Here is a 13,874-nt window from a genome sequence, read left to right as displayed (position 1 = left end):
CGTACTCTGGATATTGGACTAGACCTATTTTGCATACCAGCAGCTTTCCGGAGGAGTGGGGCCCAATGAGCAACCGTGCAGTCCTGGAGGTGATCGCCCTCGACGTGGAGGACGCGGTCGCGGCCCAGGCCGGTGGGGCGGACCGACTTGAACTGGTCACCGACATGGCCGCCGACGGGCTCACCCCGCCGCGCGAGACCTTCGCGGCGATCAGGGCGGCGGTCGACATCCCGCTGCGCGTGATGCTCCGCACCACGGACGGCTTCGCGGCGGGCTCCGCCGCGGACGTGGACCTGCTGGTCGCGCAGGCGCGGGCCCTGCGGGCGGAGGGCGCGGCCGAGTTCGTCCTCGGGTTCCTGGCGCCGGACGGCAGCCCCGACCTCGCCGCGATCGAGGCGGTCGTGGCGGAACTGCACGGCTGCAAGTGGACCTTCCACCGGGCCATCGACCGGGCCGCGGACCGGGACCAGCTGCGCAAGACGCTCGCGGAGCTCCCGGAGCCCTCCGGCCCGGACACGTACCTGACGGCGGGCTCGGCGACCGGGGTCGACGCGGGACTGCCGGTGCTGCTGGCCGAGGCGGCGCGGCGGGGCGAGCCGGGGTACACCGCGCAGATCCTGGTGGGCGGCGGGCTGACGCTGTCCCACCTGCCGGCGCTGCGGGCCGCCGGGATCGACGCCTTCCACATCGGCGGCGCGGCGCGGCCCTCCGGCTGGTCGGGCCCGGTCTCAGCGCCGGCGGTGGCCGCCTGGCGAACCGCCCTCACCTGACACCGCCACCCGAGGCCCCGCCCGTCGACCCGGCGCCCGGCCGGCCCGGGGCCCCCGAGGCCCCGCCTCCCCGGTGGGGCACCGCCGCCAGGGCCCCGGGCCCGTGGCCCGCAGGCCCGCAGGCCCGCAGCCCGCAGCCCGTGGCCCGGAGGCCTGCGGCCCGCAGGCGCGGTGTCGGCCTGTTGACCCGGCGCCCGGCCGGCCCGGGGCCCCCGAGGCCCCGCCTCCCCGGTGGGGCACCGCCGCCAGAGCCCCGGGCCCGCGGCCCGTGGCCCTCAGCCCGGAGGCCTGCGGCCCGCAGGCGCGGTGTCGGCGTGTTGGCCCGGCGCCCGGCCGGCCCCGGGGCCGCCCGGGGCCGCGCCTCCCCGGTGGGGCGCCGCCGCCAGGGCCCCGGGCCCGGGGCCCTGGCGCTGGCCAGCGGGCCTGCGGCCCGTGGACTCCGGCCCGCAAGCCCGTCGGCTTGGGAGGGGGCGGCCCCGGCGGGGCGGTGGGGTGGGTCAGGCCCCGGCCAGGGCGGGCGGCAGCGGGGTCGCGTGGAGGGCCGTGAGGCCCGAGACGGCGCGGGTGAGGCAGACGTACAGGCGCCGCAGGCCGGTGCGCTCGTCCGGCTCGCCCGCCACGATCGCGGCAGGCTCGTCCAGGACCACGTAGTCGTACTCCAGGCCCTTCGCCAGCGACGCCGGCACCAGGGTCAGCCGTGCCTGCGCCGTCGTCTCCTCGCCGGGCGACAGGTACGGCATCCCCGCCGCCTCCAGCGCCCGCGCCAGCTCCGGGATCCGGGCATCCGCCGCGATCAGGCCGATCGAGCCCTCGTGGCCGAGGGAGTCGCGGCAGGCGTCGATCACCGAGGCGGTCAGGTCCGTCGCCGGCGCGACGACCAGCGAGCCCGGCGTCTCACGGACCGAGGAGACCGCGGCCAGCCCCGGGGAGATCGACGGCAGCAGCCGCGAGGCGTACGCGATCACCTCGCGCGGCACGCGGAAGCCCGCCGTCAGCTCCTCCAGCACCGCCTCCGGCTTGCCCAGGTGCGCCAGCGCCTCGGCCCAGCTGCGGGTGGCCCACGGGGTCGTGCCCTGCGCGAGGTCGCCCAGGACCGTCGCCGAGCCGGTCGTGCAGCGCCGGCCCACCGCCCGGTACTGCATCGGCGACAGGTCCTGCGCCTCGTCGAGCACGACGTGGCCGAGCGAGTGCGTGCGCTCCACCAGGTCGGCCGCCTCGTCGATCAGCACCAGGTCCGCCGTCGACCACTTCGCCGACTTCACGCTACGGAACGGCTTGGACCACAGCAGGAGCCGCTGCTCGTCGTCGGTCAGCACGCCCTCCGCGTGCTGCGCCAGGAACTCCGGTTCCGACAGCAGGCGCAGCACGAGCTTCGCCGGGTCCACCGCCGGCCACATCGCCTTGACCGCGGCCTTCACGGCGGCGCCCCGCGCCACCGCGTCCTGGACGCGGTCGTCCGGCGCCTCGCCCGCCTGCTCCATCCGTACGAGCACCGTGTGCGCGATCCGCTGCGGCAGCGCGTCGCGGGCGGCGCCGTAGCGGATGTCCCGGTCCAGGAGCTCCGCCACGATCTCCTCCAGCTCGTACGCCGGCACCCGCCACCGGCGCGAACCGCGCACCACCATCAGCGGCTCGGCGGGCGGGGTGACGTGCGAGCGGACCGCGCGGCGCAGCACCTGCGCCATGCGGGCGTCGCCCTTGACGACGGCGGTCGCGGCGGCGTCGGCGCCACGGACCTCCAGGCCGTCGCGGGTGACGAGGTCCTCGACGGTGGCCTGCTTGACCTCCAGCTCGCCCAGGGCGGGGAGGACCTGCTCGATGTACTGCAGGAAGGAACGGTTCGGTCCGATGACGAGCGTGCCGGTGCGGGCGAGCCGCTCGCGGTGGGCGTACAGCAGGTACGCGACACGGTGCAGGCCGACCGCCGTCTTCCCGGTGCCCGGGCCGCCCTGCACACAGACGGAACCGGACAGTCCGGAGCGGACGATCTCGTCCTGCTCGGGCTGGATCGTCGCGACGATGTCGCGCATGGGGCCGACGCGCGGCCGCTCGATCTCCTGCTGGAGCAGCTTGCTGACGGCGGCGGCGGCCTCCGCCGGATCGGAGAGGTGCTCGTCCTCGTACGCGGTCAGCTCGCCGCCCGTGTAGCCGAAGCGGCGGCGCAGCGCGATGTCCTGCGGGTCGTTCTTGGAGGCCCGGTAGAACGGCTGGGAGACGGGCGCGCGCCAGTCGATCACCATGGGGTCGCCGTCGGCGTCGTGGACGTGGCGGCGGCCGATGTAGAACTGCTCGCCCTCCGCGCCTTCGGCGAGTTCCGCGCCGGGCGCGTGCAAGTAGTTGAGGCGGCCGAAGAAGAGCGGGGTGTGGGCGAGGTCGGCGAGGGCCTTGATCCGGTCGTCGATCTGGGCCTGGAGGACGATCGCGTTGACCCAGTTCGCGGTGACGTCGCGGATGTCGAGGGCCTCCACGTCCTCGCGCATGGCGCGGAGCGCGGCGCGGGAGGCGGTGAGGTGGGCCTGTTCGCGGGCGAGGGGGCGGGCGCCGGAGTCGGTGCCGGGGGCGGCGGGGGCTGGGGAACCGGCTTCGGGGGCGTGCGCGGACACGGAAATGCCTCCAGCTGCTGATCGGTACGGAACGATGCCCGCCGGTTTCCGTGCGGCGGGCGGCTCTCCCCGAAACGGCGCTGGGAGGCGGCAAGAGCGGAGATTGTAGTCAGTGGGCCGGTCGGGCGCGAACGCAATATTCGGGAGGGAAGTCCCTCCGGGCGGGACGTCCGTACGGGTGTAGTACCGGGGAGTGTCAGACCTGGGGCAGAGGCCCTAGGGGACGGCATGGGTCGGGAGGAGTAGGCGCGAAGGCCTGCGGTTCCGCCCCGCGGGCGATGTGGTGACCGGGGCGGAAGAGCACCATGGATACATGAGCACCGCAACCTTCACCCCGATCCAGGGCGGCCGCCCTAGCGGCGCCACCGCCACCTCCGACTCCCGTCCGCGCCACCTGGTGGGCAACGCCCTGCGCGCCGCGAAGGTCTTCGTGGCGGCGGCGGTGAGCGTCGTCGTCCTGGGTGAATACGGCGAGGACGCCGGCGTCATACGCCGCTGACCCGGTCCGCCCCGCGCAGCGACCTGGCCGGATAGCGGCGGAGCCACGCCGATGATCCACTAGGGTCACGCGCGTGACCCGGAGCCCCCGTCCCAGCCCCCCGCCGTCGCCCCTGGTCGGCGTGCTGCTCACGGGCTCGCTCCTCGTGCTCGGCGTGCTCTGCATCGTGATGCGGATCCCGATCGCGGACGGCCTCGTCGACGGCTTCAGCGGTGCCGAGTGGCGTCCTCCCGCCGCGTACCCGCCCTTCGCGGCGATCCTGTTCACCCCGGCCGCCTGGCTGCCCACGGGCGTCCTGAAGGCCGTCTTCGTCCTCGGCAACGCAGGCCTGCTCGCCCTGCTGATCGTGATGTCGTGCCGCCTCGCGGGACTGCGGGCCCGCCCGGGGCCCGTCCTGGCCGCGACCATCGCCGGTCTGTGGGTGGAGCCGCTGTTCCAGAGCCTGCTCGCCGGCCAGATCAACCTGGCGCTGGCCTGCCTGGTCCTGTGGGACCTGTGCCGGCCCCGCGCCGCCCTCGGCAAGGGCTTCGCCCTGGGCACCGCCGCCGGGATCACCCTGACCCCGGCGCTGTTCATCCCGTACCTGCTGCTGACCCGCCGGATCCGGGCCGCTCTGACGGCGCTGGGTGCCTTCACCGGGACCGCGCTGCTCGGGCTGCTGGTCCTCCCGCAGGCCTCGGCCGAGTTCTGGGCCCGGCACCCGCCCGTCTCCGTCCGGACCCTGCTGCTGGACTGGCCGCACCTGTGGGTGTGGTCCGTCCCGCTCCTCGCCCTCCTGGTCCGGGCGGCGACGACCCGCCGCCGCCCGGACCCGAAGCCGGACCTCGTCATGGTCCCCGTGCGCAGATCAACCCTGGGGCAGCAGGACGTCCGCGTCGTCGAAGATCTTCAGCAGCACGAGCAGCAGCCGGCCTCGCGACACCGTGTACTCGGCCACGATCTGTGGGGTGTCAGTCGCTCGTCAGGAGTTCGTCGGCGTCCATGATGCGGTAGGCGTAGCCCTGTTCGGCCAGGAAGCGCTGGCGGTGTGCCGCGAAGTCCTGGTCGATCGTGTCGCGCGCGACGACCGAGTAGAACCGCGCCTCGTGGCCGTCCGCCTTCGGGCGCAGCACGCGGCCCAGCCGCTGGGCCTCCTCCTGGCGGGAGCCGAACGTTCCGGACACCTGGATCGCGACCGTGGCCTCGGGCAGGTCGATGGAGAAGTTCGCGACCTTCGACACGACCAGCACGCTGATCTCGCCCTCGCGGAACGCGTCGAAGAGCTTCTCCCGCTGTGCGTTGGAGGTCTCGCCCTTGATGACGGGCGCGTCCAGGTGCTCGCCGAGCTCGTCGAGCTGGTCGATGTACTGCCCGATGACCAGCGTCTGCTCGCCCTGGTGCTTGCGCACCAGCGCCTCGGTGACCTTCCGCTTCGTCGCCGTCGTCGCGCAGAAGCGGTACTTCTCCTCCGTCTCGGCGGTCGCGTACGCCAGCCGCTCGCTCTCGGTCAGGTTCACGCGGACCTCGACGCAGTCCGCCGGGGCGATGTAGCCCTGCGCCTCGATCTCCTTCCACGGCGCGTCGAACCGCTTCGGGCCGATGAGCGAGAACACGTCCGACTCGCGGCCGTCCTCCCGAACCAGCGTCGCGGTCAAGCCGAGCCGCCGCCGGGCCTGGAGGTCGGCGGTGAACTTGAACACCGGCGCCGGCAGCAGGTGCACCTCGTCGTAGAGGATCAGGCCCCAGTCCCGGGAGTCGAACAGCTCCAGGTGCGGGTAGACGCCCTTCCGCTTCGTCGTCAGGACCTGGTAGGTGGCGATGGTGACCGGCCGGATCTCCTTGCGGGTGCCGGAGTACTCGCCGATCTCCTCCTCGGTCAGCGAGGTCCGCTTGACCAGCTCGTGCTTCCACTGCCGGGCCGAGACCGTGTTCGTGACCAGGATCAGCGTGGTCGCCTTGGCCTTCGCCATGGCCCCGGCGCCGACCAACGTCTTTCCGGCGCCGCAGGGCAGCACGACCACGCCCGAGCCGCCGTGCCAGAAGCCCTCGACGGCCTGCTGCTGGTACGGCCGCAGCGCCCAGCCGTTCTCCTCCAGCTCGATCGGGTGTGCTTCGCCGTCGACGTACCCGGCGAGGTCCTCGGCCGGCCAGCCCAGCTTGAGCAGGGTCTGCTTGATCTGCCCGCGCTCGGAGGGGTGCACGGCCACCGTGTCGGGGTCGAGTCGGGCCCCGACCAGCGGGGCGACGCGCTTGGAGCGCAGGATCTCCTCCAGCACGGGCCGGTCGGTGCTGGTCAGGACCAGCCCGTGCACGGGGTGCTTGGAGAGGGTGAGACGGCCGTAGCGCGCCATGGTCTCGGCGACGTCGACGAGCAGCGCGTGCGGGACGGGGTAGCGCGAGAACTCGACGAGCGCATCGACGACCTGCTCGGCGTCGTGCCCCGCGGCCCGGGCGTTCCACAGGCCGAGCGGGGTGATCCGGTACGTGTGGATGTGCTCGGGGGCCCGTTCGAGCTCGGCGAAGGGGGCGATGGCGCGGCGCGCGGCACCGGCGAGCTCGTGGTCGACTTCGAGGAGGAGTGTCTTGTCGCTCTGGACGATGAGAGGCCCGTTCACAAACGTCCCTTTCCTGCGTGGGGTGGCTGCCCGGACGCGGACGGCCAAACCTCCAGTCTGCCGCATCGGGCGCCCCGGTGTCCGGGGCCCGCACGGCCGGACTACCCGGGCAGCCATCGTGCGCGTTTCCCGATCGCGTCGTGGAGCCGCTCGACCGGGGTGGGGAGGGTTCGTCGCGGTCCGCGGCGAGGGCCGGCCCGACGCGGGAGTCCGGCGGCGCAGACGGACGGAAAACCCGGCGACGGCGGGCGGGCCGGTTCGTAGGGTCGGGGCATGGATGATCGACCTTCTTTCGTGCCGGACGGGTTCGACGTACCCCTCGGGCTGGCAGCGGACGGGTTCCGGCTGGAACCGCTCGGGGCGCAGCACAACGCACGCGATCTCGCCGCCTGGAGCGGGAGCATCGAGCACGTGCGGGCCACTCCCGGCTTCCAGGGGCGGGGGTGGCCGCCGCCGGAGGGGATGTCCGCGGAGGCGAACCTGGCCGATCTGGTCCGGCACGCGCAGGACTTCGCGGAGCGGAAGGGGTTCACGTACAGCGTCCTGGACGGTGACGACGTCATCGGATGCCTCTACGTCTACCCGGGCAAGGAGGACCCCGGGCGGGTGAGCGTCAGCTCCTGGGTACGGGCCGACCGGGCGCCGCTCGACGAGGTCCTGTACGCGGCCGTGACGCGCTGGCTCGCCGAGGCGTGGCCGTTCGAGGCGGAGCGGATCGACTACGCGGCCCGGTGAGAGGGGCGGCGGGGAACGCCGCAGGGGCCCGGCACGTGGTGTGCCGGGCCCCTGCGGTGTACCGGGGTGCTGGAGGTCAGCCGCGGGCGGCGCTGCGGCGGCGGCGGGCGCCGAGCCAGGCGGCGGCCCCGCCCAGGGCGACGAGGACGGCGGCCAGGCCGGAGTACAGGCCGGTGTTGGAGTCGGCGCCGGTGTGGGCGAGGGAGCCGGTGCTGCCGTTCGCGGTGGTGTTGGTGTTGCCGGCGGCGACCGTGGTGGCGGACGCGGAGTGCGACGGGCTCGTGGACGGCTGCGTGGTGGCGGACTTGCTCGGGGTCGGCGACGGCGAGGTGGTCGCGGTCTGCGGGGCGAGCTGGAACTTCGTCTCGGCGCTGGCGAATTCGTAGGTGTTGCCCTCGGGGAGGTTGACGCTCGCCTGCAGGGTGACGGTGGTGGGCTTCTTGTAGTCCGTGTTCGGGCCGAACGAGGTCCGCAGGTGCAGCACGCGCTCGCCGGCGGCGGCGCTGAAGCCCTTCGGGATCGTCGGCAGCACGAAGGCGTCGGGGTCGGCGGTGCTCACGCCCTGCCACTTGCCGTCGACCAGCATCTCCAGCTGGAGGTTGGGCACGTTGACGTTGGAGCCGAAGCCCACGTTCAGCGAGGAGTAGAGCGCCGTGGTGAACTCGCCGTCGCCGGTGAGGCGGTAGCTCAGGTCCATCTCACGGCACTGGGCCGCGGGGACGCCCTTGCAGTCGCCGACGTTCTTGAACGAGGTCTCCAGCTTGCCGGTCTTGACCGCCGGGTCCGTCTTGAAGGTCAGGGAGGCGGTGTTGTTCTCCGCCACCTCGCCCGAGTAGCTCGTGGCCTTCAGCGTGAAGTCGCCGTTGGTGGTCGGGTAGCTCTTGCCGAGGCCGATCGTGACCTTCCAGGTCATCTTGCCGCCGGCCGGGATGTCGAAGCCCTCGCCCCCGGTCTTGCCCGCCGGGTGGAACATGCCCTGCCACTCGCCGTCCTGCTGCCCGATGGAGGACTCGGTCGCCGGCGCGGTCACGCCCTCGACCTTGAAGACGACGTCGCTCTGCTGGAGCGGGCTCGCGCCGGCGCCGTGCAGGAGCAGCCACGGGTGGAAGGAGCTGGGCTTGTCCGTGGTGTTGGTAGCGGTCAGCTCGAAGGTCTCCGTCGCACCGCCCCGGGTCAGCGGGCCGCTCGGCGCCGGGGCGCCCATCGTCATCTTCAGCGCGTCGTGGTTGCCGTTCTCGGCCGGTGCGGCGTAGGCCGACAGCGGCATCAGGACGGTACCGGCGACGGCGGCGACGACGGCGGTGGCGGCCGCGGTGCGGAAGGGACGGCGGGTGGCGGTGCGAGCGGACATGGTGGACTCCCCCCAAGGAATCACGAAGGCAGGCGAGCAGCGCGGAGCGGCGGCAGCCGGCAGAACAGACGAAGGAACGTGCGAGATGCCTCGGCAGAGCGCCAGGGCAGGTGGTTCAGGGTGTCGCTCTCGCGCCGGTTCGTTTTCCCTCGGCCGCTGCTGCGATGAACTGATCTTCACACATTGTGGATCACCAATCCATCGCCCGTGTGTCACCGCTGTGCAACAGGAACCGGAGGCCACCCCACCCGCTCTGAGCTGGGAAAACGAGGTATCCCATTCCGTTTTTCGCGACGCGGTCCGGTTACCCGCCCAAGTGCTCCAGCGACCCCGCCGGATACGGCGTCTCCACCGGCAGCAGCGCCCGCGCGGCCGCCTCCTCGCCGGACCGCACCAGGCCGTGGATCTCCCGCGCCAGCGGCGTCACATCGCGGATGGAAACCGTCCACTCGTCGGCGTACGCCCGCGAGGCCGGCCCCGACAGTCCCAGCTGGAGCGAGCGGTGGCGCAGCGGGTTCAGGTGCAGGTCGCGCTCCGGGTCCCACTGGACGCGGGCGGGGGCCTCGCGCAGGGCCCGCTGCCAGGCCTCCCGGTCGGTGTGCGTGCCGCGTTCGAAATGGGACAGGCAGGCGTGGCGCAGCGCGTGGTCGAAGCCCTCGCGGCTGATCTCGACGGCCAGCACCGTCTCCTGGTCCGCCTTGGTGGCCCAGCCGCAGCGGTACATCATCCACAGGAACGACGGCTTGATCCACGTCATGCGCTCCCGCTTCCAGGCGGGCGGGAAGCGGCCGTCGCGCGCCGCGGGCACCCCCAGCCGGGGCGCGTACGCCTGGTAGACGGTGACGGTGGTGTCGGTGTGGGCGGCGCGGATCTGCCGGCCCGGTGTTTCGGACATGGGGCCAGAGTGCCGGGTGGTCACCGCCCCGGCCAGCCGTTTTCCGCCCCCGGCCGGCGACTACAGGTGCTCCTCCGCCAGCTCCGCGACCCCCGTGATCCGGTGCAGGGCGTACGTCCGGACCTCGTCCGCCGTGTGGTCGTACCCGGTGACGAAGCCGCCCTCCACCCGTACCGGGGCGATGACCCGCTGGCTCGCCGCGCCGTCCGCGTTCACGTACCCGATCCACACCGCCGACCCGGTCAGCGCTGCCGCCTGCACCGTGGCCAGGGTCTCCGCCGCGCTCGTGCGCGGGAGTTCGCCCGGTGCCGCGACAGGGGCCGCCGGGTCCGCGGGCTCCTTGCGCACCGCCGTCGCCGCCAGGTCGCCCGCGCGGATGGCCCGTACGGCCGCCCCCAGCAGCGTCGCGTCCGGTACCGGCGGGCCGTCCGGCACCGGGACCGGCGCCGAACGCGCCGGCGTGCGGTGGGCGTCGGCCCGCGCGACGACGACGTCGCCGGTCAGGGACTCCGCGGCCGGCGCGTACCCCATCGCCCGCAACCCGTCGAGGAGGGCGCCCGGTTCGGCCTGCGCCGCCAGCACGGTCGGGGCCAGGCGCCGCAGGCCCAGCCCCGTCGACCGGCGGTCGGCCAGGATCTCGTTCAGCATGCCGTCGTCGTCGCAGCGCACGTACGAGGACGCCGAGCCGACCCGCAGGTGCCCGTGCCGCCGGGCCACGTCGTCGATCAGGTACGCCAGCGGCTGCGGAACCGGCGTGATGCTGTGCTCGGCGAGGAAGGCGTGCAGGTCGGAGGCGGCCCGGCCGGAGTCCAGGGCCCGCCGTACGGACCCGGGCGTGAAGCGGTAGACCGTCGCCCCGCCCTTGGACTCCACGTCCGCGAGCACGGCCAGCACGTCGCCGAGCGCCCGGCGCAGCGGCCCGGGCGCCACCGCAGTCAGGTCGGCCTGGAGCAGTACGTGGTCCACCGGCTCCGGAAACAGCGGCGCGAGCAGCGGCGCCGGGTCGCGGTGCTCCAGCAGTGCCCGGCCGTGCCCGGCGAGCGCCCCGCGCCCGGTGACGCCCAACACCTCGGCCTCGGTCAGCGTCCACCGCGCGAGGCGGGCGCGCAGTTCGCTCGTCCCCCGTACGGGGCGTTCCCAGGCGAGCCGGGCCAGGAGGGCGTTCGGGTCGGCGGAGGCGCCCTCGGGCAGCGCGGCGAGGAGTTCGAGGACGCGCCGACGGACCTCGGGGGCGGCGGAGCGGTCGAGTTCGGGGCCCAGCACGGACAGGGTGCGGCCCTTGGAGTCCTGGTCCCCGACCAGTCCGGCGGTGCGGGTGGCCGGCAACCAGGCCGCGGCGAGGGCCGACCACCGCTCGGCGGGCGGGAGTTCCACCCAGTCGTCGAAGGCGGGGGTGGGCGCGTACCGCTCGTCCGCCTCCCCGTCGCTGGCCAGCAGCCCTGCCGCGTAGGCGAGTTCGATCCAGAACGCGGCCGCCGGCTCGGTGCCGTCCAGGGTGGCCGCGGTCCGCTTCAGGTCGCGTACGGACAGCCCGCCCGCCCGCAGCACCGGCGGCCCGGCGTGCTCCCAGGACTTCACCAGCTCCTCCACGGTGGACAGCGCGGCGAGCGCCTGCCCGGCCGCGTTGGCGTCCACAAGCTGTGGACGGTGCTCGCGGTCCGCGGGCACCGCGGGGGCCACCGGCTCCGTCACCCGGTGCGCGAGGCCGCCGCGCAGGTGCAGTGCCACCTCGCGGGGCAGTACGACGGTCCGCGCCGACGCGGGCAGCAGCAGCCCGCGGTCGCGCAGCCAGCGCACGGGCGGCGTCGGGTTCGGCGTGACCTCCCCGTACGGCGGCCCCCACACGAGTCGGCCGAGCACCTGGTGGGCTTCGGCCGGGGCCTCGTCCAGCAGCGCCGACATCCGCTCCGGGTCGGTGAACAGGCCGGTCAGTGCGGTCACGGCGGACACCGGGTCGTGCGTGGCCGGCAGCCCGGCGGCCGCCACGATCTCCTGGATCCGGGTCGGCGACATCCCGGCGGTGGCCTCGGCGACGGTCGGGCCGAGGCCGGTGGGGGAGGGCCGGCCGGGGGAGGGCGCGAGGAGCTCGCGGGCGGTGCGGACCAGCCGCAGCCGCTCGTCGTCGCCCCAGACCAGGGCCTGGTCGCGCAGGGTGGCCAGGGCGCGGGGCAGTTCGGCGCGGGCGCCGTTGTCCCCGCCCCCGGTGGTGCCGTGTTCACCGGCCAGCAGCGACTCCAGCACCGGGTAGGGACACGGGTCCGGGGCCACCGCGAGGGCCTCCGCGGTCTGGAGCGCGAACCGGTCGAGCCGGTCCAGCGCGCGGACCACCGAGGCCCGGGTGCCGGCCCGGGTGGCCAGCTGCGTGATGTCGCCCGGCACCGGGCCGAGCAGGTCCGGGCGGGCGTGCAGCAGGGCGCCGAGGGACGCGTCGTCACGGGCGCGCAGCGCCTCGGCGAGGGAGCGCGGGGCGCTGCTCGCTGTGGCGCTTTCGGCAGCGCTGCTTGGCTCAGGCACGGTCGCCTCCATGGTCGCGTCGGCCGGTCCCCATCCGGCCAACGGTATCCGCTGCGCCCTCGGCCGCTCCACGGGCGCACGCGCTACCTTTCCGGTGGGTGGTACGGGAGGAGCCGGGCATGGGGATCGAGAGCGACCATCTGGTCTACGAATATCTGAGCCGGGTCGGGGACTTGGCGCAGCGGCGGCAGCTGTCCTCGGGGGACCGGATGCGGCTGGTGGCGGGGCTGCGGGACGAGATCGACCGTCGGCGCGCCAAGTACGAGCCGGAGACCCCGGCAGCCGTGCGCCGCATCCTGGCGCGGATCGGTACGCCGGAGGAGGTCCTCGACGGCATCGGCGGGTCGCCGGCCCCCGCGCCGGCCGCGGCGCCCGCCCCGGCCCCGGCGGTGCCCACCCAGCGCGGGCCCGGCCGGCTGCGCCGCAAGGCGGCGGCGGAGCCGCGCCCGGCGGACACCGCGCCCGCTCCGCCGCACCTGGCCGGACTCGACGAACTCGGCGCCGACGGCGGGGCGGAGCCCGACTGGTGGCGGGTCGCGCCGGGGCCCTACGGGGCCGGGCCGCAGGTGGAGGGCTTCGCCGGCGGCGTGGAGATCCCCGAGCTGTTCCGGGATCCGGTGGAGGAGAAGCCGGATCCCGCGCGGGGCCCGGCGGGCGCGCCGGACGCCACGGCCGCCTCCGGGCTACGGGGTCTCGTGGCGTACCTGAAGAAGCGCCGGGAGGCCAAGGCCGCCGGGGCCGCCGCGGACGCGGCGACCGCGCCCGCGGCGGGCGCCGCCGCACGCCCGAAACCGCACGCCTTCCTGCTGCTGGCCGCGGTCGTGCTGGTGGCGGGCGCGGTCACCGGGTCCTGGCTGCTGCTGATCGGCGGCTGGCTGCTGGCGTACGCCTCGCGGGTGCTGGGGCCGACCGAGCGCAAGATGGTCGTCTTCGGGCTGCCGGGAGCCGTGTTCGCGGGCGCGGTGGTGTGGCTGTGGGGCCGCCTGGAACGGCACTGGGGGGCGCCGCTGACGGACGACGGCCTCGGCGGGGTCTTCCAGGGCATGTGGCCGTGGCTGGCCAGGGGTGCGGCCGTCGCCTCGGCCCTCTACCTAGCCTGGCGCTCCCGCCGCCGCTGAGCCGCCGCCGCTGAGCCGCCGCCGCTGAGCCGCCGGCGCGGTCGGCGGGACCACCGCATTTCACCGCCCGGCAAGGCGGCGCTCGGCCTGCGTTCCCGCCGCTCCGCCCCGGCTCGGCACAATGGCGGTATGAGCTCCGAGACCCCCACCGCGCCCGCCGGGTCCGCGAACCGGCTGACCGTCGGCTTCGACCTGGACATGACCCTCATCGACTCGCGCCCCGGCATCAAGGCCGCCTACCAGGCGCTTTCCGCCGAGACGGGCACGTTCATCGACGCCGACGAGGCCGTCACCCGGCTCGGGCCGCCGCTGGACGAGGAGCTCGCCCGCTGGTTCCCGGAGGCGGAGATCCCGGCCATGGCCGACCGCTACCGGGAGATCTACCCGACCTACGCCATCGAGGCGACCCCCGCGATGCCCGGCGCCCGCGAGGCGATCGAGGCCGTCCAGGCGCTCGGCGGCCGCGCCATCGTCGTCACGGCCAAGCACGAGCCCAACGCGCGGCTGCACCTGGCGCACCTCGGCATCGAGCCGGACGCGGTCATCGGCTGGCTGTGGGCCGAGGCCAAGGCGGGCGCGCTGCGCGAGTACGGGGCGCAGGTCTACGTCGGCGACCACGTGGGAGACGTACGCGGCGCCCGTACGGCCGGTGCGTTGTCGGTGGCGGTCCCGACCGGCCCGTGCCCCGAGCCGGAACTGCGGGAGGCGGGCGCCGACGTGGTGCTGCCGGACCTCACCGCGCTGCCGCAGTGGCTCGCGGAGTACGTCGCCGCGCAGTCGGTCTGACCGCGCGGC

Annotated in this window: 11 protein-coding genes; 6 read left to right on the top strand and 5 right to left on the bottom strand. The window is 74.7% G+C overall.

All coding sequences use genetic code 11. The features are described from left to right. The first annotated feature begins 65 nt into the window (after nucleotides 1-65). Nucleotides 66-770: a copper homeostasis protein CutC gene (locus OHA65_RS17235; RefSeq protein WP_327283994.1), complete on the top strand. Its 705-nt coding sequence runs from the start codon at nucleotides 66-68 to the stop codon at nucleotides 768-770. A 497-nt stretch (nucleotides 771-1,267) separates the two neighbouring features. On the opposite strand, the gene OHA65_RS17230 is transcribed toward OHA65_RS17235, so the two are convergent. Beyond that, entirely contained in the window at nucleotides 1,268-3,373 is a 2,106-nt protein-coding gene (locus tag OHA65_RS17230; protein WP_371643899.1) for an AAA family ATPase, read from the bottom strand. A 313-nt stretch (nucleotides 3,374-3,686) separates the two neighbouring features. On the opposite strand from OHA65_RS17230, the gene OHA65_RS17225 reads away from it, so the two are divergent. Then, nucleotides 3,687-3,872 (top strand): hypothetical protein, encoded by a 186-nt coding sequence (locus tag OHA65_RS17225; RefSeq protein WP_327283993.1) that lies wholly within the window; start codon nucleotides 3,687-3,689, stop codon nucleotides 3,870-3,872. A gap of 73 nt (nucleotides 3,873-3,945) precedes the next feature. Then, complete coding sequence (locus tag OHA65_RS17220) at nucleotides 3,946-4,857, top strand: glycosyltransferase family 87 protein (RefSeq protein WP_327283992.1); 912 nt, start codon at nucleotides 3,946-3,948, stop codon at nucleotides 4,855-4,857. On the opposite strand, the gene OHA65_RS17215 is transcribed toward OHA65_RS17220, so the two are convergent. Then, complete coding sequence (locus OHA65_RS17215; protein WP_327283991.1) at nucleotides 4,823-6,466, bottom strand: DNA repair helicase XPB; 1,644 nt, start codon at nucleotides 6,464-6,466, stop codon at nucleotides 4,823-4,825. The two genes, OHA65_RS17220 and OHA65_RS17215, sit on opposite strands and share 35 nt — an antisense overlap. Nucleotides 6,467-6,739: 273 nt before the next feature. Here OHA65_RS17215 and OHA65_RS17210 point away from each other — a divergent pair, with 273 nt between their 5' ends. Continuing rightward, nucleotides 6,740-7,201, top strand: coding sequence for an N-acetyltransferase (locus tag OHA65_RS17210; RefSeq protein ID WP_327283990.1), 462 nt, complete (start codon nucleotides 6,740-6,742; stop codon nucleotides 7,199-7,201). 76 nt (nucleotides 7,202-7,277) lie between these two features. On the opposite strand, the gene OHA65_RS17205 is transcribed toward OHA65_RS17210, so the two are convergent. From OHA65_RS17205 to OHA65_RS17195, 3 genes are all read right to left on the bottom strand, one after another. After that, complete coding sequence (locus OHA65_RS17205) at nucleotides 7,278-8,552, bottom strand: LPXTG cell wall anchor domain-containing protein (RefSeq protein WP_327283989.1); 1,275 nt, start codon at nucleotides 8,550-8,552, stop codon at nucleotides 7,278-7,280. A 304-nt stretch (nucleotides 8,553-8,856) separates the two neighbouring features. Next, on the bottom strand, nucleotides 8,857-9,447 hold the full coding sequence (locus tag OHA65_RS17200) for a DUF4291 domain-containing protein (protein ID WP_327283988.1): 591 nt from the start codon (nucleotides 9,445-9,447) through the stop codon (nucleotides 8,857-8,859). A 60-nt stretch (nucleotides 9,448-9,507) separates the two neighbouring features. After that, entirely contained in the window at nucleotides 9,508-11,973 is a 2,466-nt protein-coding gene (locus OHA65_RS17195; protein ID WP_371646862.1) for a helicase C-terminal domain-containing protein, read from the bottom strand. A gap of 107 nt (nucleotides 11,974-12,080) precedes the next feature. Between OHA65_RS17195 and OHA65_RS17190 the strand changes: the two genes are divergently transcribed. Next, a complete protein-coding gene (locus OHA65_RS17190) occupies nucleotides 12,081-13,079 on the top strand; it encodes a hypothetical protein (RefSeq protein WP_327283986.1) in 999 nt (332 codons plus the stop codon). A 129-nt stretch (nucleotides 13,080-13,208) separates the two neighbouring features. Beyond that, nucleotides 13,209-13,865: an HAD family hydrolase gene (locus OHA65_RS17185; protein WP_327283985.1), complete on the top strand. Its 657-nt coding sequence runs from the start codon at nucleotides 13,209-13,211 to the stop codon at nucleotides 13,863-13,865. Nucleotides 13,866-13,874: the final 9 nt, after the last annotated feature.

It is taken from the genome of Streptomyces sp. NBC_00045, assembly GCF_045041095.1.
Taxonomy (GTDB): Bacteria; Actinomycetota; Actinomycetes; order Streptomycetales; family Streptomycetaceae; genus Streptomyces.
This window is presented reverse-complemented; position numbering and strand designations above follow the sequence as displayed.